Below are 23,697 nucleotides of genomic sequence, written 5' to 3' on the forward strand. Positions count from 1 at the left end.
CCGGCGCCGTCCCCGCCCCGCTCGTGGCCCCGGCGCCGCTCGCGGCCTCCGCGCGGCTGCTGCCCGCGCTGGTCGCGGTCTACCGGGCCCAGCTGTCGCGGGCGCGGGTGGCCCGGATCCCGCTGCTGTTCGTGGCGACGTTCCAGTCCGTCGGGATCATGGTCCTGATGCGCGGCGTGGTGGACGAGGGCGGCAGCGCGGCACGGTCCGTGGTGGCCGGGTCGAGCGTGCTCGTCGTGGCCTTCGTGGCGCTCAATCTGCTCGCGCAGTACTTCGGCCAGCTCCGCGCGAGCGGCGGGCTCGACCACTACGCCACGCTGCCGGTGCCGCCCGCCGCGGTGGTGCTCGGCGCGGCCGCCGCGTACGCCTCCTTCACCGTGCCGGGGACGGCCGTGACCGCGGTCGTGGGCAGCGCGCTGTTCCAGCTGCCGATGGGCCACCTGTGGGTGCTCGCCGCGGTGATCCCGCTCTCCGGCGCCGCGCTCGCGGGTCTGGGCGCGGCCCTCGGGCTGCTCGCCCCGCGCCAGGAACTGGCCACGCTGCTGGGGCAGTTGGGGATGTCGGCCGCGCTGCTGCTGGGGGTGCTGCCCGCCGACCGGATGCCGGAGGTAGTGTCGTACGCGCGTGATCTGCTGCCGTCGACGTACGGTGTGGAGGCCCTGGCCCGCTCCTTCGACGGCCAGCCCGACTGGCTGGCGGTCTGCGCCGACCTCGGGGTGTGCGCGGGGGTGGCCGTGGTGTCGCTTGCCGCCGCGACCTGGGCCTATCGCCGGGCAGCCGTGCGGTGACGCGCCGCAGCGGACGTCCCGCCGACCGAAGTACGCCGTCCACCTGGCACGATGACGGAGTGACCGCACCGTTGACGCCACATGAGCAACCCTCGCCGCACGACGACGCCGAGCACGGGCAGCCCGCACCGGGCGAACCCGCCGCGCAGGGTCCGCAGGGGCATCCCGATCCGTATCCCGCCGAGGGGTCCGAGCACGCCGAGTACTCCGAACCGGGGGAGGAGCTGCGGGCCGAGCTGGTACAGGCGTCCGTGGCGGCGATCGCGGTGGCGGTCGCGGGGGTCCTGCTCGGGCTGCTCTGGCTGTGGCTGGCGCCCCGGGTGTCGCTGATCTCGGACGGCAAGGCCGTCTATCTCAAGGACTCCGAGGGTGAGAACGCGATCGGCGCGGACGGGGTGTTCGTGCTGGCCGCGCTGGCCTTCGGCCTGGTCTCGGCGCTGCTGACCTTCCTGTTCTGCCGCCGCGGCGGGGTCGCGCTGGTGGTCGGGCTGGCGATCGGCGGCGTCCTCGGCTCGGTGATCGCCTGGCGTCTCGGCGTCTGGCTCGGGCCGTCCACGGACGTCGTGACGCACGCCCGGCAGGTCGGCAAGGGCGTCGCGTTCGAGGCCCCGCTGAAGCTGAACGCGAAGGGCGCGCTGCTGGCGTGGTCGGTGGCCGCGATGGTCGTGCACCTGGCCCTGACCGGTCTGTTCGGCCCCCGCGACGAGGAGCCGGAGACCTACTACCAGACCACGACCGCCGCTTGAGCGACCTATAGTCGCGGCGCGCTGGAGGCGCGGACGACCAGTTCCGGGCGCAGGCGCTCGGACTCGACCGCCTCGCCCTCCAGCAGCCGGACCAGCAGCCGCAGGCCCCGGCGGCCCATCTCCAGCATGGGGGACCGCACGGTCGTCAGCGGCAGTGGCAACTCCGCCGCCAGCGGAGTGTCGTTGAACCCCACCACCGCCACATCGGCGCCCGCCCGCAGGCCCTGTTCGCGGAGGGCGCCGATCGCGCCGATGGCCGCGAAGTCGTTCACCGCGAAGACCGCCGTCGGCGGCTCCGGCGTGTCCAGCAGCCGCGCCGTGGCGGCGTGTCCGCCGGGAACGTCGAAGCGGGAGTGCGCGATCCGGTGGGCCGGAATCGGCAGGCCCGCCTCCCGATAGCGGTCCACCAGGCCTGCCGTACGGTCGATGCCGGTGCTCGCGTACGGCTCGCCCGCGACGACCGCGACATCGCGGTGGCCCAGCTCCAGCAGATGGTCGGCGACCAGCCGGCCGCCCAGGTAGTCGTCGCAGGTCACCGACGGGTGGTCGGCACACGTCCGGCTGACCAGGACGAACGGGATGCCGCGCCCGGCCACCTCGGCCAGGAAGCGCCCGTCCGCGTGCGCGTCGCCGAAGATCATGCCGTCGACGCGCCGCCCGATGACCATGTTGGTGCGGGTGCGCTGGGCGTCGGGGTTGTCGCCGGTGTTGGCGACGAACGTCGACAGGCCCTGCTCGGCGGCGGCCTCCTCGATCCCCTCGTAGATCGTGGCGAGCACGATGTCCGACAGCCGGGGGACCAGGACGCCGACCAGATTGCTGCGCCGGGTGCGCAGGCTGGTGGCGTGGGGGTTGGGCTGGTAGCCCAGTTCGTCGGCGAGCCGCCGGACCCGCTCCACGGTGTCGGCCGAGGCGGCCCGCAGGCTCTCGTCCGGCTTGGCGTGCAGCACCCGGGAGACGGTCGAGACATGCAGACCGAGCTGATCGGCGATCGTGCGCAGGGTGACCGGTCGTGATTGCTGCGTGCCCACTTCGGCTCGGCCTCCGGTTGTCCCACCGCCGCACCCCGGTCCCCGGTACGGCGAACGATCGTGATCGTAACAGCGGGCCCTTGACACCTGTGGCCGGTGACACCCACCCTACCCAAACGATTGCCCCGACCATGTGGGCGTGGATGGGCCGGGCCCTACGGCGTGTCGAACCGCGCGATCGGTGCCACCACCGCGTCCGTCAGTGACGCCAGGTCCTTCGGGGACAGCTCGACCTCCAGGCCGCGGCGGCCCGCCGAGACGCAGACCGTCTCGTGGCCGTCGGCGGAGGCGTCCAGCGCGGTCGGCAGGCGCTTGCGCTGACCGAGCGGGGAGATGCCGCCGCGGACGTAGCCCGTGGTGCGCTCGGCCGCGGCCGGGTCCGCCATGGTGGCGCGCTTGCCGCCGACCGCGGCGGCGAGCGCCTTGAGGTCGAGCGAGGCCGATACGGGCACGATGGCGACCGTGAGGCGGTCGTCGACGCTCGCGATGAGGGTCTTGAACACCCGCCCCGGATCCACGCCCAGCGCCTGCGCGGCCTCCTCGCCGTACGAGGAGGCGGCGGGGTCGTGGTCGTAGGAGCGCACGGTGAAGGCCGTGCCCGCCGCGGTGAGGGCGGTGGTGGCGGGAGTTCCGGTGCTTCCGGAGGAGTTCTTCTTGGTCTTCTTCGCCATGTCCGATGCGTGGAGTTGAGGTGGCGTCAGTTCGGGCTGGTGGGGCGGCGGGTCAGGTCGACGGCGGGCAGCGACGGGAGCTTACCGATGACCGCGCTCTCGGAGCGCAGCATTTTCAGCTCCTCGGCCAGCCGGCTCGCCGTATCGGGCGCCTGGAGCAGCCGCTGCTTGGCCGGGGTGTCGAGCACGGCGGCGGCCGCGACCAGGTAGGAGAGCACCGAGGGCTCGCCCGGCAGGTCCTGTTCGGTGGCGAGGGTGCGCTCCCGGGCGCCCGCGAGCCGCTTCTGGTAGGTGCGGAACGCCCGTACCACCCCGGAGGCCAGCGCTCCGGCGCCGTCGCCCGGCTCCTCCTCCAGCTCGTTGACCTCGCCCACCAGATAGGGGCCCGTGGAGTCCACGGACAGCAGCTCGAAGCGGGTGGTGCCGGTGGCCAGCACCTCGTAGGTGCCGTCCTCCTGCTCCCGGATGGTGGCCGCGTCCGCGACACAGCCCACCCCGTAGAACGACTTGGCCGGGTCCGGGCCGAAGCCCGCCGCCGGGCCCCGGTCGGGCGCGGGCGCCGATTCGGGGAGGCCGATCGCGCTGGGCGCGACCTCGTGACCGTCCCTGATGGCGACCACCCCGAACCGGCGCGGGGCGTCCTCGGGAAGCGCCGAAAGATCGCGCATCAGGGAGCGGTACCGCTGTTCGAAGACGTTCAGGGGCATGACGAGCCCCGGGAACAGCACCGTGTTCAGCGGGAAGAGCGGAAGGCGCGCGGAGGTCACGGGGCGTAAGCCTAATGGCCCCACGCGTGTCTCTTCACTGGCGGCGCCGGAGCCGGTCACTGGCGGCGCAGCAGCCGGGACGCACCGGCCGCGACGGTGGTGGCCAGCACCCAGCCGAGCAGGATCATCACGATGGACGCCCACTGGACCGCGCCCGCGGGTTTCCAGTAGCCGTCCTGGCCCAGGTTGATGACCGGGATCAGCAGATCGAGCGTATAGAGCGAGGCGTTCCAGTACGGCGTTTCCCCCGGTTTGATGGCCTCCGGTCTGTTGTGGGCGAAGAACACCGAGCCGACGGCCCACAGCACCGCCATCCACACCGCGGCCCGGCCGGGCCGGTAGCCGTAGGCCACGGTCCAGTCCTGGAGGTAGCCCCACATCTTCCCGGCGAGCGGCAGCGTTTCTCGGCGGCGGCGCTGCTTGGCGAGCAGCACCTCGCGCGCGTCGGCGTCCTCGCCGCTGGCCCGCATCGTGTTGGCGAGCATCTCGTACGGCTCGGGCGCGTACTCGGGGGTCGCGGCGGCCACCCACTCCAGGCGCCGGGACAGCGGGAAGTGGCCGCGCGGGATCAGGTTCTCGTAGGAGAAGCCCGCCATGGTCAGCCCGCCGGGGCCCGGCCAGCTCACCGACTTGTCGACCAGGTTGACCACCTTGGCGCCGGACAGGATCACCCGGCCGCGCTGCGGCCGCTCGCCCAGGAAGCGCAGCTCGGGCGTCTGCACCCGGCGCAGCGACAGCTCCTGGTCGTTCTCCATGACGAAGCGGGCCTGGTCGAAGTCGATGGCGTCGCCGATCCGCCCGTCGTCCAGCCGGATCCCGCCCTCGCATTCGAAGCGCTGGATGCGGGTGCCGCGGGTCGGCGTGCTGGTGGTGCCGTACGGGGGTGTCGAACCGCTGGAGTAGGTGCTGACCCCGCCCGCGGTGAGGTACAGGCTGCGCTCGACGGTCAGCTGCGGCGCGTTCAGCGCCCGTCGCCCGTACGGGTTGCGCAGCCGACTGCCGCGCAGGCTGAGCGACACGCCGATCTGGGCGCCGCGCAGACTGATCTCGCCGTACGACTCGATCATGTCGGCCTGGAAGTCCTGGGCCACCGTCAGCCCGTCGGCCGTGATCGACATGCCGCGGCGGTCCCGCCGCACGATCAGCTGGTTCAGCAGTAAATCGGTGCCGATGTGGGCGTCGGTGAGCCGGATGCCGTGGTCGACCACGCAGCGCGGCAGATGCAGATCGCCCTCGGTGCTCAGCCGCGCCGCCTCCAGCCGGGGGAGCGAGCAGCCCACCAGACGGAGGGTGGTGAAGTTCGACTCGGGGAGCAGCACCTCCCGCTCGAAGCGGCAGTTCTTCAGCTCCACGTACGGGTCGATGCTGCCGCCGGCCAGGTCGAGGGTGCCGGTGATGTGCACCCCGTTGAGCTTGAGCGCGGCCACCCGGCCCGGCTGGGCGGGCGGCCCGTCGAGCAGCAGCAGGGCGACGACACGCGCGCGCACGCTGCGCTCCGGGCCCCAGGCGTACGGTCCTGAGGGGTCGTTCCGCTGGGGGTGGGAGGTGCGCAGATCGTGGGTACTGCCGTTGCGGAACGCCTGCCACATGCCCCACTCGGCGGTGGTCAGGTCCAGCCCCTGGGGAGGATCGCCGTCGTGTGGCTCGGTCACAGCCGTGTGCCTCCTGTCCTCCGTACCCCCGTACGGAACCCCATTCCCGCTGAGTAACCGCTTGAACGCCAACGGTCAGGATCAACTTAGGGGGTCCGTATCAGTCACTGATACGGGGGGCGGGGCGTCGGAGCACGTCTGAGACAATTGATCGCGTGATCTCCCGTATCGATCTGCGCGGCGCCGCCTTCCCCGAGGGCGGGATCGACCGCGACCTGCTGCCCCGTGCCGAGCTCGACGTCGAGGCCGCCCTGGAGAAGGTGCGGCCCATCTGCGACGACGTGCGCCATCGCGGCACCGCTGCACTGATCGAGTACGCGCATCGCTTCGACGGCGTGACCATGGAGCGGGTCCGGGTGCCCGCCGAGGCGCTCACCCGCGCCCTGGAGGAGCTGGACCCGGCCGTGCGCGCGGCCCTGGAGGAGTCCATCCGGCGGGCCCGGCTGGTCCACCGGGAGCAGCGGCGCGCCGACCACACCACGCAGGTCGTGCCGGGCGGCACGGTCACCGAGCGCTGGGTGCCCGTCGAGCGCGTCGGGCTGTACGCACCGGGCGGGCGGTCCGTCTATCCGTCGTCCGTGGTGATGAACGTGGTGCCCGCGCAGGAGGCCGGGGTCGCCTCGATGGCCGTCGCCTCCCCGCCGCAGGCCGAGTTCGGCGGGCTGCCGCACCCCACGATCCTGGCGGCCTGCGCGCTGCTCGGCGTCGACGAGGTGTACGCGGCGGGCGGCGCCCAGGCGGTCGCGATGTTCGCGTACGGCACCGAGGAGTGCCGTCCGGCCTCCATGGTCACCGGGCCCGGCAACATCTGGGTCGCCGCCGCCAAGCGGCTGCTCAAGGGCCGAATCGGCATCGACGCCGAGGCCGGGCCGACCGAGATCGCGATCCTCGCCGACGCCACCGCCGACCCGGTGCACGTCGCCGCGGACCTGATCAGCCAGGCCGAGCACGACCCGCTGGCCGCGTCGGTGCTGGTCACCGACTCCGAGGAGCTGGCCACCGCGGTCGAGAAGGAACTGGAGACCCAGGTCGCGGCCACCAAGCACGTCGAGGACCGCATCGCCCCCGCGCTGGCCGGGCGGCAGTCCGGCATCGTGCTGGTCGACGGCCTCGAACAGGGCCTCGCGGTGGTCGACGCGTACGCCGCCGAGCACCTGGAGATCCAGACCGAGGACGCGGCGGCGGTCGCGGCCCGGGTGCGCAACGCCGGGGCGATCTTCGTCGGCGCGTACGCACCGGTGTCGCTCGGCGACTACGCGGCGGGCTCGAACCACGTCCTGCCCACCGGCGGCTGCGCCTGCCACTCCTCCGGCCTGTCGGTGCAGTCCTTCCTGCGCGGCATCCACGTCGTGGACTACACCCGCGAGGCGCTGGCCGAGGTCGCGGGCCATGTGGTGACGCTCGCCGACGCGGAGGACCTGCCCGCGCACGGCGCGGCGGTGAAGGCACGGTTCGACTGGAAGGTACCTGGGAGCAAGTGACCGGGATTGACGATCTCCCCATCCGGGACGAGCTGCGCGGCAAGTCCCCGTACGGCGCGCCGCAGCTGGACGTCCCCGTACGGCTGAACACCAACGAGAACCCCTATCCGCTGCCCGAGCCGCTGGTGGAGCGGATCGCGGAGCGGGTCGCCGAGGCGGCCCGCCAGCTCAACCGCTACCCGGACCGGGACGCGGTCGAGCTGCGCACCGAGCTGGCCCGCTACCTCACCCGTACGGCCGGTCTCGCGGTGGGCCCCGAGCAGGTGTGGGCGGCCAACGGCTCCAACGAGGTGCTCCAGCAGCTGCTCCAGACCTTCGGCGGGCCCGGGCGCACCGCGATCGGCTTCGAGCCCTCGTACTCGATGCACGCGCTGATCTCGCGCGGCACCGGCACCGGCTGGATCTCCGGTCCGCGGAACGACGACTTCACCATCGATGTCGAGGCCGCCCGCGCGGCCATCGCCGAGCGCAAGCCCGACGTCGTCTTCATCACCTCGCCGAACAACCCGACCGGCACCGCCGTCGAAGCCGACACGGTGCTCGCGCTGTACGAGGCGGCGCAGGCCGCGAAGCCGTCGCTGGTGGTGGTGGACGAGGCGTACGCCGAGTTCAGCCACCGCCCGTCGCTGCTGCCGCTGATCGAGGGCCGGCCGCATCTGGTGCTCTCCCGGACGATGTCCAAGGCGTTCGGCGCCGCCGGGCTGCGGCTCGGCTACCTGGCCGCCGACCCCGCCGTGGTCGACGCCGTCCAGCTGGTGCGGCTGCCGTACCACCTGTCCGCCGTCACCCAGGCCACCGCGCTGGCCGCCCTGGAGCACACCGATACGCTGCTCGGGTACGTCGACGCGCTCAAGACCGAGCGCGACCGGCTGGTGCGGGAGCTGCGCGCCATCGGCTGCGACGTGACCGACTCGGACGCCAACTTCGTCCAGTTCGGACGCTTCGAGGACGCCCACGCGGCCTGGCAGACCCTGCTGGACCACGGCGTCCTGGTCCGGGACAACGGCGTACCGGGCCGGCTGCGGGTCACCGCGGGCACCCCGACCGAGAACGACGCGTTCCTCGACGCGGTTCGCGAGCTGATGAAGGAGAAGAGCGCATGACCCGCGTGGGACGCGTGGAGCGCACGACCAAGGAGACCTCGGTCGTCGTCGAGATCGACCTCGACGGCACCGGCCAGGTCGATGTGTCGACAGGTGTCGGTTTCTACGACCACATGCTCGACCAGCTCGGCCGCCACGGCCTCTTCGACCTCACGGTCAAGACCGAGGGTGACCTGCACATCGACACCCACCACACCATCGAGGACACCGCCCTCGCGCTCGGTGCCGCCTTCAAACAGGCACTCGGCGACAAGATGGGCATCTACCGCTTCGGCAACTGCACGGTGCCGCTGGACGAGTCGCTGGCCCAAGTGACCGTCGACCTCTCCGGCCGCCCGTACCTCGTGCACACCGAGCCGGAGAACATCGCGCCGATGATCGGCACCTACGACACCACGATGACGCGGCACATCCTGGAGTCCTTCGTGGCCCAGGCGCAGGTCGCCCTGCACGTCCACGTGCCCTACGGGCGCAACGCGCACCACATCGTGGAGTGCCAGTTCAAGGCGCTCGCCCGGGCGCTGCGGTACGCGAGCGAGCGCGACCCGCGCGCCGCGGGGATCCTCCCCTCCACGAAGGGCGCCCTCTGAATGAACGGGCTGTCGACCGTCTTCATCCTGCTCGGGCTGTTCCTCCTCGGCGGAGTCATCTCCTTCGCCAAGCAGGGGCTGCCCAAGGGCGTGATCGTGCTGCTGGGAGTGGGCGCCACGATGTCGCTGCTGGCCGGGATCCTGCGGCTGGAGGTCTGGAATTGAGCAGCTCCGCTGGTAACGGTGCGAAGAAGATCATCGTCTTCGACTACGGCTTCGGCAACGTCCGCTCCGCCGAACGGGCCCTCGCCCACGTCGGCGCGGACGTCGAGATCAGCCGCGACTACGACAAGGCCATGGCCGCCGACGGCCTCCTCGTCCCCGGTGTCGGCGCCTTCGGCGCCTGCATCAAGGGGCTGCGCGAGGCGCGCGGCGACTGGATCGTGGGCCGCCGGCTGGCCGGCGGCCGCCCGGTCATGGGCATCTGCGTCGGCATGCAGATCCTCTTCGGCCGCGGCATCGAGCACGGCGTCGAGGCCGAGGGCCTGGACGAATGGCCCGGCACCGTCGAACCGCTGCGCGCCCCCGTCGTCCCCCACATGGGCTGGAACACGGTCACCGCGCCCGGCGACTCGCAGCTCTTCGCGGGACTGGACAAGGAGGAGCGCTACTACTTCGTGCACTCCTACGCCGTCCGCACCTGGGAGCTGGAGGTCAGCAACCCGCACATGCCCGGCCCCAAGGTCAGCTGGACGACCCACGGCGAGCCGTTCGTGGCCGCCGTGGAGAACGGCCCGCTGTGGGCCACCCAGTTCCACCCCGAGAAGTCCGGCGACGCCGGGGCACGCCTGCTGCGCAACTGGCTCGACACGCTCTGAACGGCCCGCCCCGCCCGTACCCGCCCGCCCCGTACGCACCGTAAGGTTCCCGCATGCCAACGCACCGCCTCGAACTCCTCCCCGCCGTCGACGTCCGCGACGGCCAGGCCGTCCGCCTCGTCCATGGCGAATCCGGCTCCGAGACGTCGTACGGCGACCCGATGGAGGCCGCCCTCGCCTGGCAGCGGGCCGGCGCCGAGTGGCTGCACCTGGTGGACCTCGACGCCGCCTTCGGCACCGGCGACAACCGCGAGCAGATCGCCCAGGTCGCCCGCGCCATGGACCTCAAGGTCGAGCTGTCCGGCGGCATCCGCGACGACGCCTCGCTGACCGCCGCCCTCGCCACCGGCTGCACCCGCGTCAACCTCGGCACCGCCGCCCTGGAGACCCCCGAGTGGGTCGCCAAGGTCATCGCCGAGCACGGCGACAAGATCGCGGTCGGCCTCGACGTCCGCGGCACCACCCTGCGCGGCCGCGGCTGGACCCGCGACGGCGGCGACCTGTACGAAACCCTCGCCCGCCTCGACTCCGAGGGCTGCGCCCGCTATGTCGTCACCGACATCGCCAAGGACGGCACCCTCCAGGGCCCCAACCTGGAGCTGCTGCGCAACGTGTGCGCCGCCACCGACAAGCCCGTCGTCGCCTCCGGCGGCGTTTCCTCGCTCGACGACCTGCGCGCCCTTGCGACCCTGGTACCGGAAGGCGTCGAGGGCGCCATCGTGGGCAAGGCGCTCTACGCCAAGGCGTTCACCTTGGAAGAGGCGTTGGAGGCGGTATCCGCATGACCTCACCCGAAAGCTCGGCCGAGAAGACCCCGCGGCGAGTGCAGACCGGCAGCCCCTGGGAGGAGAGCATCGGCTTCGCCCGGGCCGTCGCGGCCGGGGACCTGGTGGTCGTCTCCGGGACCATGCCGCTCGCGGACCGCGGCGTCCTGGAGGGCGAGGGCGACCCGTACGAGCAGACGCACGCCGCCTTCGGCCACGCCCTGGACGCGCTGAAGGAGTTCGGCCTCGGCGTCGAATCCGTCATCCGCACCCGCATGTACCTCACCCACGCCCGCGACGTGGACGAGGCGGGCCGCGCCCACAAGGAGATCTTCGACGCCGTACGCCCGGCCGCGACCCTCGTCGTGGTGTCCGGCTTCGTCGACTCGCGCGTGCTGGTGGAAGTCGAACTGGAAGCATTCCGAGGAGCCCGAGCGTCATGACCCTGGCGGTCCGAGTCATCCCCTGCCTGGACGTGGACAACGGCCGGGTCGTCAAGGGCGTCAACTTCCAGAACCTGCGGGACGCCGGTGACCCCGTCGAAATGGCCCGGATCTACGGCGAGGAGGGCGCCGACGAGCTGACCTTCCTCGACATCACCGCCTCCTCCGGCGACCGCGAGACCACCTACGACGTGGTGCGCCGCACCGCCGAGCAGGTCTTCATCCCGCTGACCGTGGGCGGCGGCGTCCGCACCACCGAGGACGTCGACAAGCTGCTGCGCGCCGGAGCCGACAAGGTCGGCGTCAACACCGCCGCCATCGCCCGGCCCGAGCTCATCCGCGAGATCGCCGAGCGGTTCGGCAGCCAGGTCCTCGTCCTGTCGGTCGACGCCCGCCGCTGCCCTTCCGGAACGGAAACGGAATCCGGCTACGAGGTCACCACCCACGGCGGCCGCCGCGGCACCGGCATCGACGCCGTGGAGTGGGCCCACCGCGCGGCCGAGCTGGGCGCCGGGGAGATCCTGCTGAACTCGATGGACGCGGACGGCACCAAGGACGGCTACGACACCGCGATGATCGAAGCGGTGCGCAAGCACGTCACCATCCCCGTCATCGCCAGCGGCGGCGCGGGCAAGCTCGCCGACTTCCCCCCGGCGGTCGAGGCGGGCGCGGACGCGGTGCTGGCCGCCTCCGTCTTCCACTTCGGCGACCTGCGCATCGGCCAGGTCAAGGGTGCGCTGCGGGACGCGGGACACCCGGTCCGCTGAGGATGTACGCAGCCGCGGCGGGGGACCACCGGACGTGATCCCCCGCTTCATGCTCTGATCACTTGGTGGCGGGCCGCTCGCGGTAGTGGTCGACGATCCCGTGCTTCAGAAGGGCGTACTCCGCCAGGACGTCGCCCTTCTTGCCCGCCGCGAAGTCCTTCGTCCGGTATTCGCGCTCACCTAGGTAGGCGAGGCTGTCCCGGTCAAAGATCCACTCGTTCGCGACCCACGTCCGCTTGTCGACGCGGGCGATGCCGAACCCGTGGCGGCCCGCCGCGTCCACCGCGTCCTCGTGCCGCGTCACCCCGGGGATTTTCGCGGCGGCCTTGTACAGCGCGGCGGCGTTCTCCGGCGGCATCACGTCGCCCAGCAACCGACCGATCTGCTCGAAGACGGCCTGCGCCTTCTCCTGGCCGTCTTCCGCTTCGGTCATCCGGTACAGCTCCTTGAGCAGGACGTCCGGGTCGGTCGGCAGGGACGCCAGCCACTGGTACGTGGGGCGGTCGATGCCCGCGGGAGACCCTCCCAATTCGTACATCGGGGCGTAGCCCTCGTCATCGTGCGTCTCGCCGATCTTGTGGATTCGCTTCACCTGCTGTGACTTCCAGACCTCGTGCTCGCCCCGCGGGTCCAGCTCGGAGGCGCCGTCCTCCGTCATCTCGGCCCCGGCCCCGACGCTCTTGACGTAGACGAACTGATCCTGGCGCACCGGCCGGACGTCCGACTTCGCCGCGGTCCCGGCGAGCCGGTCGAGCAGGACGGTGGCGGTCTCGCGGGGCTGGGCGGTGGCGTCGCCGGACGCACCGCCGCCCCCGGTGAAGGCGACGGCCAGCGCCCCGGCCAGCGCCAGCGCCGCGGCGGGCATCAGCACAGCCGGGCGCAGCAGCCGCGGCCGGGCCTTCGGGGTCGGGGTCGTCTTCTGGTCGGCGGCGGCGTTATCGATCAGCTGCATCAAACGGTCCTTGTGGTGGAGGTACGGAGCGGAGGGCACGTCCCGCTCTCCCGGTACGGGAGGAAGCAGCCGGGCGAGTTCCTCGCACGCGGTGTCCTCGTACGCGGCGTCCTCGCGCTCGGGCCTCATCGGGGGTCCTCCTGAAACTCCTGAAACGGCAGGGCCGCGAACGCGGCCTCGCGCTGTACCTCTCCGTGACGATGCGGCGGTTCCGTCTTTTCCCGCTTTTTCTTCTTTTCTTCCGTGAGTCGCTGATCGGCGAGCTTGCGCAGTCGGGCGCGGGCCCGGGACAGCCTTGAGCGCACCGTTCCCACCGGAATCCCCATCGCCTCGGCCGCCTGCGCGTAGTCCAGCCCCGACCACACGCACAGCGCCAGCACCTCCTGCTCCCCGCGCCGCAGACGGCCGTACACCTCGCGCACGGCGGCCAGTTGGCGGGCGTCGTCGATCCGGCCCGCGGCCTCCTCCGCGAAGTCCGCCACCGGGGCGGGCGCGGGACGCCGGGCCAGAAACGCCAGCCGTCGCCCGAGGCCCCGATTGGCGTTCCGCGCCTTGTTCGTCGCCACACCCAGCAGCCACGGCTTCAACGAGCCGTCGCCCGGCTCCAGTTGCTCCCGGCCGCGCCAGGCGTCGAGGAACGTGTCCCCCATCACCTCCTCGGCCGCCGACCAGTCGCCGGTCAGCCGGAAGGCATGGTTGTAGACGGCGCGCGCGTGCTCTTCGTAGAGCTGCGCGAACGCCTCGCGGTCACCCGCCCGTATCCGCTCGCGCAGACCCTCAGTCATGTCGTTTCCACCTCACACCCGTGCCTCTCCGCACGCGGTGGGCGGTTCCCGTGACCTGCGCCACAGGGGGGCGTGCCCGGCTACTCGGCCGGGGCGGACGCCGCGTCGATCACCTCGTCCAGGACCTCCCGGGAGCGGATCAGGTCGGCGATCATCCGGTTGATGCGGTCCCGCTCCACGGTCAGGTCGGCGACCAGCCGCCCGCCCGCGATCCGGGACGGGCCGCCGTCCGAGTCACGCATGCAGGGGAGCAGCTCGGCGATCTTCTCGCTGCACAGCCCCGCGGCGAACAGCTCCTGAATGCGGATCACCCGGTCCACCGCGCCCCCGGCGTACTCGCGATGGCCGCCCGGGGTGCGCTCGGCGTCCATCAGCCCCTGCTTCTCGTAATAGCGCAGCGAGCGCTCGCTGACGCCGGTGCGCCGAGCCAGTTCGCCGATCCGCATTCCCCACCTCGCACGCCGGTCCGGGCTTGAATCTGACACCAATGTGAACTTCTACGGTACCGGCATGACGAACGCACCAGCGATCACTTCCCTGTTCGAGCCGGCCCGCCTCGGCGCACTGCACCTGCCCAACCGCCTGGTCATGGCGCCGATGACCCGTAACCGCGCCGCCGCCGACGGCGTACCCCTGCCGATCATGGACACCTACTACGCGCAGCGCGCCTCCGCCGGGCTGATCGTGGCCGAGGCCGCCACGCCCAACGCCGTCGGGCAGACCTACCCCAACATCACCGCGATCCACAACGACGCCCACGTCGCCGGATGGCGGCGCGTCACCGACGCGGTCCACGCCGCGGGCGGCCGCCCGATGTTCCTCCAGCTCCAGCACGGCGGCCGGGTCGGCCACCCCGACACCAGCGGCCTGACCCCGCTCGCGCCCTCCCCGGTCCCGCTCCCCGAGACCATCTTCACCCCGGGCGGCCACCAGGAGGCCGTCGTACCGCGCGAGATGACCACCGACGACATCCGCGCCACCATCGCCGACTTCGCCGCCGCCGCCCGCAACGCCCTCGACGCGGGCTTCGCCGGGGTGGAGGTGCACTCCGCCAACGGCTACCTCCTCCACCAGTTCCTCGCCCGGAACACCAACCGCCGCACCGACGCCTATGGCGGCCCGGCGAGTGGCCGCGTCCGCTTCGTGGCCGAGACGGTCCGCGCCGTCGCCGACGCGATCGGCCCCGAGCGGGTGGGCGTACGGATCTCCCCCCACTCCACCGTCAACGGCATCGAGGAGGGCGACACCGAGCACATCTACCCCGCGCTCATCGAGGCGCTGGCGGACATCGGCCCGGCCTATGTGCACATCGTCCGCGCCGAACCGGACGACCCCGTCTTCCGGGAGATCCGCACGACATGGTCGGGCACGCTGATCGCCAACCCCCACCTGCCCGGTGCCGCGATCCCCGCCGACGGCGGCCTCCACCAGGCCACCCGCCTCCTGGCCGAGGGCGCCGACCTCATCGCCCTCGGCCGCCCCTTCCTGGCCAACCCCGACCTGGTGCACCGCCTGCGCACCGGCGCCCCGCTCAACCCGATCCGGGACGCGTACCTGATGTACGTGGGCGGCGAGACCGGCTACACCGACTACCCCACCCTGACCGTCGGCTCGTGACGGACGGGGAAGTTGACCGAGTTGGCGATGAAACACGCCTGGTGCGCGTCGTGGTGCGCCGAGCGCGCCCGCTCCACCATCCCCGCGTCCGCGACGGTGACCACCGGCCGCAGCACCACCTCGGTGAACCGCCCGCTGTACCCCGCCGTCTCCTCCATCGTCCCGGTGGCCGCGTCCTCGTACCCCGTGACCGTCACCCCTTCCCGGGCGCACACCGACAGATACGTCAGCATGTGGCACTGCGAGAGCGAGGCCAGCAGAAATTCCTCCGGATTCCAGCGCTCCGGATCCCCCCGGAACGCCGGATCGGCGCTGGCCGCGAGGGTGGGCTTGCCCTCGCTGAGAACATCGTGCGCGCGCCCGTAGCCCCGGTATCCGCTCCCGGTGTCGCCGGTCCAGCGGACGGTGGTGCGGTAGGTGTGCTGACGGCCCATGGTGTTGAGGTTCCTCTCGCTGATGGGACGAGTCGCACATGATCCCGAATGGGGGGCGTGCCTCGCTACCAGGATTCCGGCCGACGGCCGGTCAGTGTCAGAACCGTCAGGGCGTGAAGGCGGTGCGGAAAGCCTCCAGGGCGGCGTCGGAATCGTCGCGGGCCCAGGATTCGAGGCCCACGACGCCGGTGTAGCCGAGGTCGTGGAGGGCGGTGGCGATGGCGGGGTAGTGGATTTCGCCGGTGCCCGGTTCGCAGCGGCCGGGGACGTCGGCCACCTGGATCTCGCCGACGTAGGGGAGGGCCCGGCCGAGGAGGTCGATGAGGTTTCCCTCGCCGATCTGGGCGTGGTAGAGGTCCAGGTTCAGCCGCAGGTGGGGGCTGTCGACGGCGCGGGCCAGGGCGAGGGTGTCGGCGGCGCGGGCGAAGGGGGTGCCCGGGTGGTCGACGGCGAGGTTGAGGTTTTCGAGGGTGAAGACGCGGTCGGCTTCCTCGCCGAGGGCCGCGATGCGACGGAGGGTGTCGGCTGCGGTCAGCCACATCGCGGGGGTGACGGTCTCGACGGGGCGGACGGGCAGCCCCTTGCCGTCCAGACCGGTGCCGTGGAGGTTGAGGCGGGGGCAGTTCAGGCGGTCGGTGACGGCGAGGGATGTGCGGGCCGAGGCGAGCAGGGCGTCGATGCCGTCGGGTGAGGTGAGGTCGCCGGTGAGGTAGCCGGTCATGGAGGAGAACGTGGCACCGGTGGCGGCGAGGGCGTCGATGTCCTTGGCGGACCAGTCCCAGATCTCGACCTGGAAGCCCTGGTCGGCGATGCGCCGGACCCGTTCGGTGAACGGCAGGTCGAGGTAGAGCATTTCGGCGCTGGCGGCCAGGGTGAAGGGGCTCGTCTCGCTCATGCGGTCACCTCGGCGGTCTGAGCGGTTTCGGCGGTCGTGGCGCTCGCGGCGAGGTCCACGGGGGCCGCGGTCTCGACGCTGCGGATGGCGGCCAGGGCGATGGACAGCGCCCGGCGGGCGTCGTGCCCGGTGACCGGGGGCGGTGTGCGGTGGCGGACCGCGTCGGCGAACGCGGTCAGCTCCGCGAGGTAGGCCGCGCGCAGGAGGTCCGTATCGCGCCGGGCGGTGTCGGCGTGGAGGCCGTCGGGGCCGTAGTAGGTCATGTCGGTGCTGCGGCCGCTCCCGGCGGTGACCATGCCGCCGGAGCCGAAGACCTCGGCGCGTACGTCGTAGCCGTACAGGGCGGAGAAGGATGCCTCGGCGGTGGCGATGGCGCCGTTGTCGAAACGGATCGTCACCACGGCGGTGTCGAGGTGGCCGTCCGCCTTGGCGTCGGGACGGATCAGGGCGTCGGCGGTGGCGTGGACGCGGACCGGGGCGGCGCCGGGGTTGAGCCAGCACAGGGTGTCGAAGTCATGGATGAGGGTTTCGAGGAAGATCGTCCACCGCGGGATACGGGCCGGGTCGGCGGTGAACGGGCCCGGGTCGCGGGTGAGGGAGCGCAGCAGCTGCGGGGTGCCGGTCCGGCCGTCGTCGACGGCGGCGCGGGCGGCGGCGAAGCCGGGGGCGAACCGGCGGTTGAACCCCACCTGGAGGACGACGCCCGCGTCGCGCGCGGCGGCGATGGCGCGGTCGGCGTCCGCCAGGGTCACCGCCATCGGCTTCTCCACGAAGACGTGCTTTCCGGCGGCGGCCGCTGCCACGACCAGGTCGGTGTGGGCCCGGGCGGGGGCGGTGATCAGCACCCCGTCGATGTCGTCCCGGCCGAGGACGGCGCCCGGGTCGGTGGTGGCGTACGGGGCGCCGAGGGAGTCCGCGAGGCGTTCCGCGGCGCCGGGCACCGGATCGGCGACGGCGGCCAGGGTGGCGCCGGGGACGTGCCGGGCCACGAGCCCGGCGTGGTTGCCGCCGATGCGGCCCGCGCCGATCGTGGCCAGTCGCACGGTGTCGGTGACGGTCATATGCGCATCTCCCCTGGGGCCTAGTACCGTGGAGAACTAGTACGTTCTAGTGATGCCAGGACGGTAGAGCGAGAAGGGGGAGCCGGTCAAGAGATCGATATGCTCGGACGCGGGTCGGCCAGGGCGGCAGGCAGGAGTCAGGCAGGAGTGACGGGAGTGACCGAGGAGGCGGGCGGCACGCGGCCGACCATGGCCGACGTCGCACGGGCCGCCGGAATCTCCACCGCGCTGGTCTCGATCGTGATGCGCGGCGTACCGGGAGCCAGCGAGGCCACCCGCAAGCGCGTCCTGAAGATCGCCGACGAGATGGGGTACGTCCCCGACCAGCGCGCCCGCAAGCTGCGCCAGAGCAGTTCACGGCTGCTCGGCGTCACCTTCGAACTCCAACAGCCCTTCCACGGCGACCTCGTGGAGCAGATCTACGCCGCCGCCGCCCGCCGCGGCTACGACGTGACGCTCAGCGCCGTGGCGCCCAGCCGGGAGGAGTCCACCGCGGTCGGCGCCCTGCTGCGCGAGCGCTGCGAGGCGGCCATCCTGCTGGGCAGCCGGCTCGGTACGGAGGAACTGGCCCGGCTGGCCCGCCGGGGGCCGACGCTGCTGGTCGCCCGGCACGCCGACGTCCCGGGCGTGGGCGTCGTACGCGGCGACGACAAGGCCGGGGTCGCGCTCGCCGTCGACCACCTCGCCGCCCTCGGCCACCGGCACATCGCGCACATCGACGGCGCCGGGGCGCCCGGCAGCTCCGACCGCCGCCTCGGCTTCCTGGAGGCCATGGGGCGGCACGGGCTCCAGGACTCGGCCGAGGTGCTGGCCGGTGGGCTCACCGAGGCCGCGGGGGCGCAGGGCATGCGCTATCTGCTGGCCCGCGAGACCCCGCCCACGGCCGTCGTCGCCTTCAACGACCGCTGCGCCACGGGCGTGCTGGACGTCCTCGGGCGGGAGGGCCACGCGGTTCCCGGGGAGATCTCGGTGGTCGGGTACGACGACTCGCGGCTGGCCAAGTTCCCGCATGTGCAGATGACGACGGTGTCGCAGGACGCGGCCCGGCTCGCGGAGGCGGCGGTGAGCGGGGCGCTGGACCTCGTCGCGGGGCGGGAGGCGTCCGAGAGCGTGTTCGCGCCCCATCTGGTGGAGCGCGCCACCACCGGCCCGGCCCCGAGCCACCCGTAGTTCTCTAGAACGTACTAGCCGCCCGGCTGGAGCGGCGGGTCCTCGATGTCCTGGCGGATCAGCCACTGGACGAACGTCCGCCCCTCCGGGGACATATGGGCCTCGCCCTCTCCCTCGCGCTGGAGCAGATAGTGGGCCTGGCGCAGCGGCACCAGCCGGTCGTGGAGGACCACGAGACGCCCGTCGCGGACGGCGGCGCGCGCGAAGCGTTCGGGCACCAGGGCGCAGTGCAGCCCGGACGCGGCGAACTGGGTCGCCGCCACCGTGGTGTCGAGCGTGATGGTGGCCTCCGCGCCCCGCGACGGCGGCGGCGTATGCGGGAACAGCCGCTGCCACAGGTCGTCGTAGCCGATGACGTGCACCCGCGGCCGCTGCTCCAGGTCGGCGGGCCCGGTCAGCGGGCCGTATGCCTCCAGATGGGCGGGGGAGCCGACCACCACGGCCTGGTCCTCGTGCAGCAGGTCGGCGGTGAATCCGGCCCAGCGGCCGTTGCCGTGACGGATCTCCAGGTCCACCTCGTGCGGCGGGACCTCGTTGGCCCAGATCGCGGTCACCACCCGCAGGTCGATGTGCGGGTAGTCGTCGTGGAAGTCCTGGAGCCGGGGCACCAGCCAGGTCATGGCGTACGACACCTGCACCCGCACGGTCAGCCGCCCCCGCCCGGCCGGGCCGAACAGCCCGGTGGTGCCCGCCGACAGATCGTCGAACGCGCCCCGGACGGTGGGCAGATACGCCTGCCCCATCGGCGTCAGCCGGATGCTGCGCGCCTGGCGCTCGAACAGCGCAATCCCCAGGTGTGTCTCCAGCACCCGGATGCGCTGGCTGACCGCCGAGGCCGACAGGCCCAGCTCATCGGCGGCCGCCGCGATGCTGCCGAGCCGCGCGGTCGCCTCGTAGGCCAGCAGTCCGGGCAGCGGAGGGAGGGGCGTACGCACGGTCGCCGACGCTACGCGGGGCCCTTCGGCCGGGCAAGGGGCGAGCAACACTTTTCAGGGGTCTCAGGCCCCTGCTGACAGGTTTGACGTGTACTTCTCGGCGCTCGGAGACTGTCGGCATGGCCTACCTCCTCCTTCTGGCCGCCATCACCGCCGAATTGATCGGCACCAGTCTCCTCAAATCCACCGCGGGCTTCTCCCGCCCCGGACCCGCCCTGGCCTGCCTCGCCTCCTACGCGGTGGCGTGCTTCCTGCTGGCGCGGGCGATCCACGACGGGATGCAGGTCGGCGTGGGCTACGCGCTGTGGTCGGGCCTCGGCACGGCCCTCATCGTGGTGATCGGTCTGCTCTTCCTGGGCGAACCGCTCACCGCGGCGAAGGCGCTGGGCGTGGCCCTGGTGATCGGCGGCGTCATCACCCTCAACCTCGGCAGCACGCAGTGAAGCCCGTAGCCGGGACGCCGTGGCGTCAGACGCCGAGCGTGGCGTCCAGCGCCGCGGCCACCGCCCCCTTGTCGCCGTCCAGTTCGACCCGGGCCGCCTTCTGCCGCCCGTACAGGAACAGCGCCAGCTCGCCGGGCTCGCCGGTGACCGTGACCACCGGCACGCCGCGGTGGGCGACCGCCGTACGCCCGTCGGGGCGGCGCAGCACCAGCCCGACCGGGGACTTGCGGCCGAACACCCGCGCGACCCGCTCGGTACGGGACCACAGCGCGTCGGCGAAGACCGGGTCGATCTCGCGCGGCGTCCAGTCCGGGCGGGCGCGGCGGACGTCCTCGGCGTGGACGTAGAACTCGACGGTGTTGGCCGCCTCGTCCACCTGCTTCATCGCGAAGGGCGACATCCGCGGCGGGCCGGAGCGGAAGAGCTGCACCAGCTCCTCGTACGGCTTCGCGGCGAACTCGGCCTGCACCCGGGTCAGCCGCTGGGCCAGCGGCTTGATCACCAGGCCGCCGGCCGCGTCGGCGCGGCGCTCGCGCACCACCAGATGGGCCGCCAGGTCACGGGTGGTCCAGCCCTCGCACAGCGTCGGGGCGTCGGGGCCCGCGTTCTCCAAGAGATCGGCGAGGAGCAGGCGTTCGCGCTTCGCGTGAGTGGACATACCGCCCACCCTACGGCCGACGCCCGCCGCCCGCCATGAGAAGCGCCCGCCCCGGGGCCCGGGGGAGCTACTCGGGTATCGGCTCGCGCAGCTTGGCACCGTCCTTGCCCGTGCTCACCGTCAGCGCGCACGAGACCCGGTCCTTGCGGTGCTCCGTGTACGTGCCCAGGGCCGGGTAGAACGCGTAGTAGTAATACTCCCGGCCGTCATTGGGGACGCTCTCCAGCCGCTTCTCCGCGTCCGTCGCGCACAGGGAGAGCGCCTTGCGCTGGATCGCCCGCTCGGAGGAGAAGTCCCCCTTCAGCGTCTCGTTGGTGATCACCTCGCCGTCGTGCGCGCGGTCGCACGAGCGCTTCTCGACCTTCGTCACGCTGCTGTCCATCGCCGGGTGGTCGAAGCAGGTGCCCGGCTTGAGCACGACATACGGCATCCTGCGGCCGGCCGGGCTGGACTCCGAGGCGTCGGGGGACGGGGCGGCCTGGTCGTCCCCGCCGCCCAGCGGTGCGCCCTGGCCCGGGTCCTCCGTACCGGCCGGAGCGGACGCGTCGCCCGACGGCGAGGAGAGGGGGCGGTTCGAGGCGGACTGCGGGGCGTCGGCCGCCTTGTCGCCGCTGTCGTCGTCCTGTGAGCCGAAGAAGGCCACGCCCGCGACCACCGCCAGCCCTACCGCCACGCCGGTCACGATCGCCGCGGCCCTGGACCGGCGGGGCGGCGGTCCACCCGGCGGCGGGGGAGGCGGAGGCGGTCCGAAACCGCTGGGGAGCGCGGGCGGACCGGGCTGTCCCGGGACGGGCGGCGGCCCGAAGCCCTGCTGTGGTGATTGCTGTGGTTCCTGCTGCGGCTGCGGCGGTGGACCAAACCCCCCGCCGTTTCCAGGCCGGTTGTGGTCATGCGACGGCGACGGAAACGTCATGCCCGAAGCATGCCCCATCACCCCCGCAGAGCGACCATCGGGCCCGGCCCCCTTTTTTCTTGGCTCGGTTCGCCTCCGGGGCGCCTCAGCCGGTGTCGACGGTCGACGTGCTCGGTCGCTCGTACCTCGCTCCCTGCGCGCGACTCCCTTTCAACACCGGCGCGCCCCTTCGGCTCACTCGCCGGACGGCAGGGCCACCGCGGGCCGCGGATCACCCTCCGGGACGTGCAGAATGGTCGCATGACCGGCTCCGATCGTCCCTCCGCCCTCGACCCGGCCATCGCCGCCCGCCTCAAGCGCGGCGCCGACGGCCTCGTCCCCGCCATCGCCCAGCAGTACGACACCGGCGAGGTGCTGATGCTCGGCTGGATGGACGACGAGGCGCTGCACCGCACCCTCACCACCGGCCGCTGCACCTACTGGAGCCGCAGCCGCCGGGAGTACTGGGTCAAGGGCGACACCTCGGGCCACACCCAGCAGGTCAAGTCCGTCGCGCTCGACTGCGACGGCGACACCGTGCTCGTCAAGGTCGACCAGGTCGGCGCCGCCTGCCACACCGGCGACCGCACCTGCTTCGACGCCGACGTCCTCCCCCTGGGCGAGTAGCCCCCTTCGGACCGAAGACCGCCGGAAGACCGCCCACTAGGCTCCCCAGCCATGACCCAGGACGCTGCCACGATGGACCTCGAGACCTTCCGCAAGCTGGCGGCCGACCGCCGTGTCATCCCCGTCACCCGCAAGCTGCTCGCGGACGGCGACACCCCGGTGGGCCTCTACCGCAAACTCGCCGCCGAGCGCCCCGGCACCTTCCTGCTGGAGTCCGCCGAGAACGGCCGCTCCTGGTCCCGCTACTCCTTCGTCGGCGTCCGCAGCTCCGCCACCCTCACCGAGCGCGACGGCCGCACCCACTGGCTGGGCACCCCGCCCGTCGGCGTCCCCACCGAGGGCGACCCGCTCGCCGCCCTGCGCGCCACGGTCGAGACCCTCCACACCCCGCGTGACCTGGGCGGTCTCGTCCATCTGCCGCCCTTCACCGGCGGCATGGTCGGCTACCTCGGCTACGACGTCGTCCGCCGCCTGGAGAAGATCGGCGAGCACGGGCGCGACGATCTGCGGCTCCCCGAGCTGACCATGCTGCTCACCTCGGACCTCGCCGTCCTCGACCACTGGGACGGCACCGTGCTGCTGATCGCCAACGCGATCAACCACAACGACCTCGACACCGGCGTGGACGAGGCGTACGCCGACGCCGTGGCCCGGCTCGACGCGATGGCCGCCGACCTCGTACGCCCCGTCGCCACCGACCCCACCGCGCTGCCGCCCTCCGAGGTGCCCGAGTACACCGCGCTGTGGGGCGGACCGGACTTCATGACGGCCGTGGACGACATCAAGGAGCGCATCCGCGCGGGCGAGGCCTTCCAGGTCGTCCCCTCGCAGCGCTTCGAGACGCCCTGCTCGGCGAGCGCCCTCGACGTCTACCGGGTCCTGCGGGCCACCAACCCCAGCCCGTACATGTACCTCTTCCGCTTCGACGGCTTCGACGTGGTGGGCTCCAGCCCCGAGGCCCTGGTCAAGGTCGAGGACGGCAGCGCCATGCTGCACCCCATCGCGGGTACCCGGCCCCGCGGCGCCACCCCGCAGGAGGACGCCGCCCTCGCCGAGGAGCTGATGGCCGACCCCAAGGAGCGCGCCGAGCACCTGATGCTGGTCGACCTCGGCCGCAACGACCTGGGGCGGGTCTGCGAGCCCGGCAGCGTCGAGGTGGTCGACTTCATGTCGGTCGAGCGTTACAGCCACGTCATGCACATCGTCTCCACCGTGACCGGCAAGCTCGCGGAAGGGCGCACCGCGTTCGACGTCCTCACCGCCTGCTTCCCCGCGGGCACCCTCTCCGGCGCCCCCAAGCCGCGCGCGATGCAGATCATCGAGGAGCTGGAGCCGAGCCGCCGGGGGCTGTACGGCGGCTGCGTCGGCTACCTCGACTTCGCGGGCGACTCCGACACCGCCATCGCCATCCGCACCGCGCTGCTGCGCGACGGCACGGCCTACGTCCAGGCGGGCGCCGGTATCGTCGCCGACTCGGACCCGGTGGCCGAGGACGCGGAGTGCCGCAACAAGGCGGCGGCGGTGCTGCGCGCGGTCCACGCGGCCAACCGCCTGGGGCGGTAGCGGGGCGGCCCCGCGCCGGGCGGCCTGCGGCGGTCCCGCGCGGC

Annotated in this window: 28 protein-coding genes; 15 read left to right on the plus strand and 13 right to left on the minus strand. The window is 72.5% G+C overall.

The annotated features are described in order from the left end of the window. Positions 1-23: 23 nt before the first annotated feature. Positions 24-788 (plus strand): ABC transporter permease, encoded by a 765-nt coding sequence (locus tag EEJ42_RS46200; RefSeq protein WP_123108150.1) that lies wholly within the window; start codon positions 24-26, stop codon positions 786-788. Between the two features lie 59 nt (positions 789-847). Next, positions 848-1,534 carry an ABC transporter permease gene (locus EEJ42_RS46205; protein ID WP_184503596.1) on the plus strand — a complete coding sequence of 229 codons (687 nt, stop codon included), beginning with the start codon at positions 848-850 and terminating at the stop codon, positions 1,532-1,534. 5 nt (positions 1,535-1,539) lie between these two features. Here the strand turns inward: EEJ42_RS46205 and EEJ42_RS46210 are convergent, their stop codons facing one another. From EEJ42_RS46210 to EEJ42_RS46225, 4 genes are all read right to left on the minus strand, one after another. After that, positions 1,540-2,565, minus strand: coding sequence for a LacI family DNA-binding transcriptional regulator (locus tag EEJ42_RS46210; RefSeq protein ID WP_123108129.1), 1,026 nt, complete (start codon positions 2,563-2,565; stop codon positions 1,540-1,542). 155 nt (positions 2,566-2,720) lie between these two features. Further along, on the minus strand, positions 2,721-3,236 hold the full coding sequence (ybaK, locus tag EEJ42_RS46215) for a Cys-tRNA(Pro) deacylase (protein WP_123108130.1): 516 nt from the start codon (positions 3,234-3,236) through the stop codon (positions 2,721-2,723). A 26-nt stretch (positions 3,237-3,262) separates the two neighbouring features. Continuing rightward, positions 3,263-4,003, minus strand: coding sequence for an LON peptidase substrate-binding domain-containing protein (locus EEJ42_RS46220; protein ID WP_123108131.1), 741 nt, complete (start codon positions 4,001-4,003; stop codon positions 3,263-3,265). A 56-nt stretch (positions 4,004-4,059) separates the two neighbouring features. Then, entirely contained in the window at positions 4,060-5,655 is a 1,596-nt protein-coding gene (locus tag EEJ42_RS46225; protein ID WP_123108132.1) for an oxidoreductase, read from the minus strand. Positions 5,656-5,810: 155 nt separating this feature from the next. Between EEJ42_RS46225 and hisD the strand changes: the two genes are divergently transcribed. From hisD to hisF, 8 genes are read left to right on the plus strand one after another with little or no spacing between them, the layout of a single operon-like run. Then, entirely contained in the window at positions 5,811-7,136 is a 1,326-nt protein-coding gene (hisD, locus tag EEJ42_RS46230) for a histidinol dehydrogenase (protein WP_123108133.1), read from the plus strand. Continuing rightward, on the plus strand, positions 7,133-8,239 hold the full coding sequence (locus EEJ42_RS46235) for a histidinol-phosphate transaminase (RefSeq protein ID WP_123108134.1): 1,107 nt from the start codon (positions 7,133-7,135) through the stop codon (positions 8,237-8,239). Before hisD ends, EEJ42_RS46235 begins: the two co-directional genes overlap by 4 nt. After that, positions 8,236-8,829: an imidazoleglycerol-phosphate dehydratase HisB gene (hisB, locus tag EEJ42_RS46240; RefSeq protein WP_123108135.1), complete on the plus strand. Its 594-nt coding sequence runs from the start codon at positions 8,236-8,238 to the stop codon at positions 8,827-8,829. The genes EEJ42_RS46235 and hisB overlap by 4 nt, the downstream gene beginning before the upstream one ends. Beyond that, a complete protein-coding gene (locus EEJ42_RS51545) occupies positions 8,830-8,994 on the plus strand; it encodes a hypothetical protein (RefSeq protein WP_179933723.1) in 165 nt (54 codons plus the stop codon). It abuts the gene before it with no gap. Then, positions 8,985-9,647, plus strand: a complete 663-nt coding sequence (hisH, locus tag EEJ42_RS46245) for an imidazole glycerol phosphate synthase subunit HisH (RefSeq protein ID WP_425473084.1) — start codon at positions 8,985-8,987, stop codon at positions 9,645-9,647. The genes EEJ42_RS51545 and hisH overlap by 10 nt, the downstream gene beginning before the upstream one ends. A 53-nt stretch (positions 9,648-9,700) precedes the next feature. Next, a complete protein-coding gene (gene priA, locus EEJ42_RS46250; protein WP_009718700.1) occupies positions 9,701-10,432 on the plus strand; it encodes a bifunctional 1-(5-phosphoribosyl)-5-((5-phosphoribosylamino)methylideneamino)imidazole-4-carboxamide isomerase/phosphoribosylanthranilate isomerase PriA in 732 nt (243 codons plus the stop codon). Then, positions 10,429-10,854 (plus strand): RidA family protein, encoded by a 426-nt coding sequence (locus EEJ42_RS46255; protein WP_123108137.1) that lies wholly within the window; start codon positions 10,429-10,431, stop codon positions 10,852-10,854. The genes priA and EEJ42_RS46255 overlap by 4 nt, the downstream gene beginning before the upstream one ends. Further along, positions 10,851-11,621, plus strand: a complete 771-nt coding sequence (hisF, locus tag EEJ42_RS46260; protein ID WP_123108138.1) for an imidazole glycerol phosphate synthase subunit HisF — start codon at positions 10,851-10,853, stop codon at positions 11,619-11,621. The genes EEJ42_RS46255 and hisF overlap by 4 nt, the downstream gene beginning before the upstream one ends. 58 nt (positions 11,622-11,679) lie before the next feature. On the opposite strand, the gene EEJ42_RS46265 is transcribed toward hisF, so the two are convergent. The 3 genes from EEJ42_RS46265 to EEJ42_RS46275 all read right to left on the minus strand — a co-directional run bounded on the left by EEJ42_RS46265 (position 11,680) and on the right by EEJ42_RS46275 (position 13,804). Continuing rightward, positions 11,680-12,702: a CU044_5270 family protein gene (locus EEJ42_RS46265; protein ID WP_123108139.1), complete on the minus strand. Its 1,023-nt coding sequence runs from the start codon at positions 12,700-12,702 to the stop codon at positions 11,680-11,682. Beyond that, positions 12,699-13,358: an RNA polymerase sigma factor gene (locus tag EEJ42_RS46270; protein ID WP_123108140.1), complete on the minus strand. Its 660-nt coding sequence runs from the start codon at positions 13,356-13,358 to the stop codon at positions 12,699-12,701. Before EEJ42_RS46270 ends, EEJ42_RS46265 begins: the two co-directional genes overlap by 4 nt. An 80-nt stretch (positions 13,359-13,438) precedes the next feature. Beyond that, positions 13,439-13,804, minus strand: a complete 366-nt coding sequence (locus tag EEJ42_RS46275) for a MerR family transcriptional regulator (RefSeq protein ID WP_123108141.1) — start codon at positions 13,802-13,804, stop codon at positions 13,439-13,441. Positions 13,805-13,868: 64 nt separating this feature from the next. Here EEJ42_RS46275 and EEJ42_RS46280 point away from each other — a divergent pair, with 64 nt between their 5' ends. Continuing rightward, positions 13,869-14,975: an alkene reductase gene (locus EEJ42_RS46280; protein ID WP_123108151.1), complete on the plus strand. Its 1,107-nt coding sequence runs from the start codon at positions 13,869-13,871 to the stop codon at positions 14,973-14,975. Here the strand turns inward: EEJ42_RS46280 and EEJ42_RS46285 are convergent. The 3 genes from EEJ42_RS46285 to EEJ42_RS46295 all read right to left on the minus strand — a co-directional run bounded on the left by EEJ42_RS46285 (position 14,948) and on the right by EEJ42_RS46295 (position 17,365). Continuing rightward, positions 14,948-15,409 (minus strand): OsmC family protein, encoded by a 462-nt coding sequence (locus EEJ42_RS46285; RefSeq protein ID WP_123108142.1) that lies wholly within the window; start codon positions 15,407-15,409, stop codon positions 14,948-14,950. The two genes, EEJ42_RS46280 and EEJ42_RS46285, sit on opposite strands and share 28 nt — an antisense overlap. A 106-nt stretch (positions 15,410-15,515) precedes the next feature. Beyond that, positions 15,516-16,304 (minus strand): TIM barrel protein, encoded by a 789-nt coding sequence (locus EEJ42_RS46290; protein WP_123108143.1) that lies wholly within the window; start codon positions 16,302-16,304, stop codon positions 15,516-15,518. Then, positions 16,301-17,365, minus strand: a complete 1,065-nt coding sequence (locus tag EEJ42_RS46295; RefSeq protein ID WP_123108144.1) for a Gfo/Idh/MocA family oxidoreductase — start codon at positions 17,363-17,365, stop codon at positions 16,301-16,303. Before EEJ42_RS46295 ends, EEJ42_RS46290 begins: the two co-directional genes overlap by 4 nt. 147 nt (positions 17,366-17,512) lie before the next feature. Here EEJ42_RS46295 and EEJ42_RS46300 point away from each other — a divergent pair, with 147 nt between their 5' ends. Further along, positions 17,513-18,535 (plus strand): LacI family DNA-binding transcriptional regulator, encoded by a 1,023-nt coding sequence (locus tag EEJ42_RS46300; RefSeq protein ID WP_221179497.1) that lies wholly within the window; start codon positions 17,513-17,515, stop codon positions 18,533-18,535. Between the two features lie 14 nt (positions 18,536-18,549). Here the strand turns inward: EEJ42_RS46300 and EEJ42_RS46305 are convergent, their stop codons facing one another. Further along, positions 18,550-19,470, minus strand: a complete 921-nt coding sequence (locus tag EEJ42_RS46305; RefSeq protein WP_246097876.1) for a LysR substrate-binding domain-containing protein — start codon at positions 19,468-19,470, stop codon at positions 18,550-18,552. Between the two features lie 119 nt (positions 19,471-19,589). Here EEJ42_RS46305 and EEJ42_RS46310 point away from each other — a divergent pair, with 119 nt between their 5' ends. Continuing rightward, positions 19,590-19,913 carry a DMT family transporter gene (locus EEJ42_RS46310; RefSeq protein ID WP_009718717.1) on the plus strand — a complete coding sequence of 108 codons (324 nt, stop codon included), beginning with the start codon at positions 19,590-19,592 and terminating at the stop codon, positions 19,911-19,913. 25 nt (positions 19,914-19,938) lie between these two features. On the opposite strand, the gene EEJ42_RS46315 is transcribed toward EEJ42_RS46310, so the two are convergent. Both EEJ42_RS46315 and EEJ42_RS46320 read right to left on the minus strand, forming a co-directional pair. Continuing rightward, positions 19,939-20,571 (minus strand): TIGR03085 family metal-binding protein, encoded by a 633-nt coding sequence (locus tag EEJ42_RS46315; protein WP_123108146.1) that lies wholly within the window; start codon positions 20,569-20,571, stop codon positions 19,939-19,941. 67 nt (positions 20,572-20,638) lie between these two features. Then, on the minus strand, positions 20,639-21,244 hold the full coding sequence (locus EEJ42_RS46320) for a hypothetical protein (RefSeq protein WP_148082234.1): 606 nt from the start codon (positions 21,242-21,244) through the stop codon (positions 20,639-20,641). Positions 21,245-21,724: 480 nt separating this feature from the next. Between EEJ42_RS46320 and hisI the strand changes: the two genes are divergently transcribed. Both hisI and EEJ42_RS46330 read left to right on the plus strand, forming a co-directional pair. After that, positions 21,725-22,090, plus strand: coding sequence for a phosphoribosyl-AMP cyclohydrolase (gene hisI / locus EEJ42_RS46325; RefSeq protein WP_123108148.1), 366 nt, complete (start codon positions 21,725-21,727; stop codon positions 22,088-22,090). A gap of 51 nt (positions 22,091-22,141) precedes the next feature. Then, positions 22,142-23,653, plus strand: coding sequence for an anthranilate synthase component I (locus EEJ42_RS46330; RefSeq protein WP_123108149.1), 1,512 nt, complete (start codon positions 22,142-22,144; stop codon positions 23,651-23,653). Positions 23,654-23,697: the final 44 nt, after the last annotated feature.

The organism is Streptomyces botrytidirepellens, assembly GCF_003721215.1.
Classification (GTDB): Bacteria; Actinomycetota; Actinomycetes; order Streptomycetales; family Streptomycetaceae; genus Streptomyces; species Streptomyces himastatinicus.

Excerpts from the sequence above, each read along its gene's own strand:
- ybaK (WP_123108130.1), bottom strand. The coding sequence starts at position 3,236 with ATGGCGAAGAAGACCAAGAAGAACTCCTCCGGAAGCACCGGAACTCCC.
- hisB (WP_123108135.1), top strand. The coding sequence starts at position 8,236 with ATGACCCGCGTGGGACGCGTGGAGCGCACGACCAAGGAGACCTCGGTC.
- EEJ42_RS51545 (WP_179933723.1), top strand. The coding sequence starts at position 8,830 with ATGAACGGGCTGTCGACCGTCTTCATCCTGCTCGGGCTGTTCCTCCTC.
- priA (WP_009718700.1), top strand. The coding sequence starts at position 9,701 with ATGCCAACGCACCGCCTCGAACTCCTCCCCGCCGTCGACGTCCGCGAC.
- EEJ42_RS46255 (WP_123108137.1), top strand. The coding sequence starts at position 10,429 with ATGACCTCACCCGAAAGCTCGGCCGAGAAGACCCCGCGGCGAGTGCAG.
- hisF (WP_123108138.1), top strand. The coding sequence starts at position 10,851 with ATGACCCTGGCGGTCCGAGTCATCCCCTGCCTGGACGTGGACAACGGC.
- EEJ42_RS46265 (WP_123108139.1), bottom strand. The coding sequence starts at position 12,702 with ATGAGGCCCGAGCGCGAGGACGCCGCGTACGAGGACACCGCGTGCGAG.
- EEJ42_RS46270 (WP_123108140.1), bottom strand. The coding sequence starts at position 13,358 with ATGACTGAGGGTCTGCGCGAGCGGATACGGGCGGGTGACCGCGAGGCG.
- EEJ42_RS46275 (WP_123108141.1), bottom strand. The coding sequence starts at position 13,804 with ATGCGGATCGGCGAACTGGCTCGGCGCACCGGCGTCAGCGAGCGCTCG.
- EEJ42_RS46280 (WP_123108151.1), top strand. The coding sequence starts at position 13,869 with ATGACGAACGCACCAGCGATCACTTCCCTGTTCGAGCCGGCCCGCCTC.
- EEJ42_RS46285 (WP_123108142.1), bottom strand. The coding sequence starts at position 15,409 with ATGGGCCGTCAGCACACCTACCGCACCACCGTCCGCTGGACCGGCGAC.
- EEJ42_RS46290 (WP_123108143.1), bottom strand. The coding sequence starts at position 16,304 with ATGAGCGAGACGAGCCCCTTCACCCTGGCCGCCAGCGCCGAAATGCTC.
- EEJ42_RS46295 (WP_123108144.1), bottom strand. The coding sequence starts at position 17,365 with ATGACCGTCACCGACACCGTGCGACTGGCCACGATCGGCGCGGGCCGC.
- EEJ42_RS46310 (WP_009718717.1), top strand. The coding sequence starts at position 19,590 with ATGGCCTACCTCCTCCTTCTGGCCGCCATCACCGCCGAATTGATCGGC.
- EEJ42_RS46315 (WP_123108146.1), bottom strand. The coding sequence starts at position 20,571 with ATGTCCACTCACGCGAAGCGCGAACGCCTGCTCCTCGCCGATCTCTTG.
- hisI (WP_123108148.1), top strand. The coding sequence starts at position 21,725 with ATGACCGGCTCCGATCGTCCCTCCGCCCTCGACCCGGCCATCGCCGCC.
- EEJ42_RS46330 (WP_123108149.1), top strand. The coding sequence starts at position 22,142 with ATGACCCAGGACGCTGCCACGATGGACCTCGAGACCTTCCGCAAGCTG.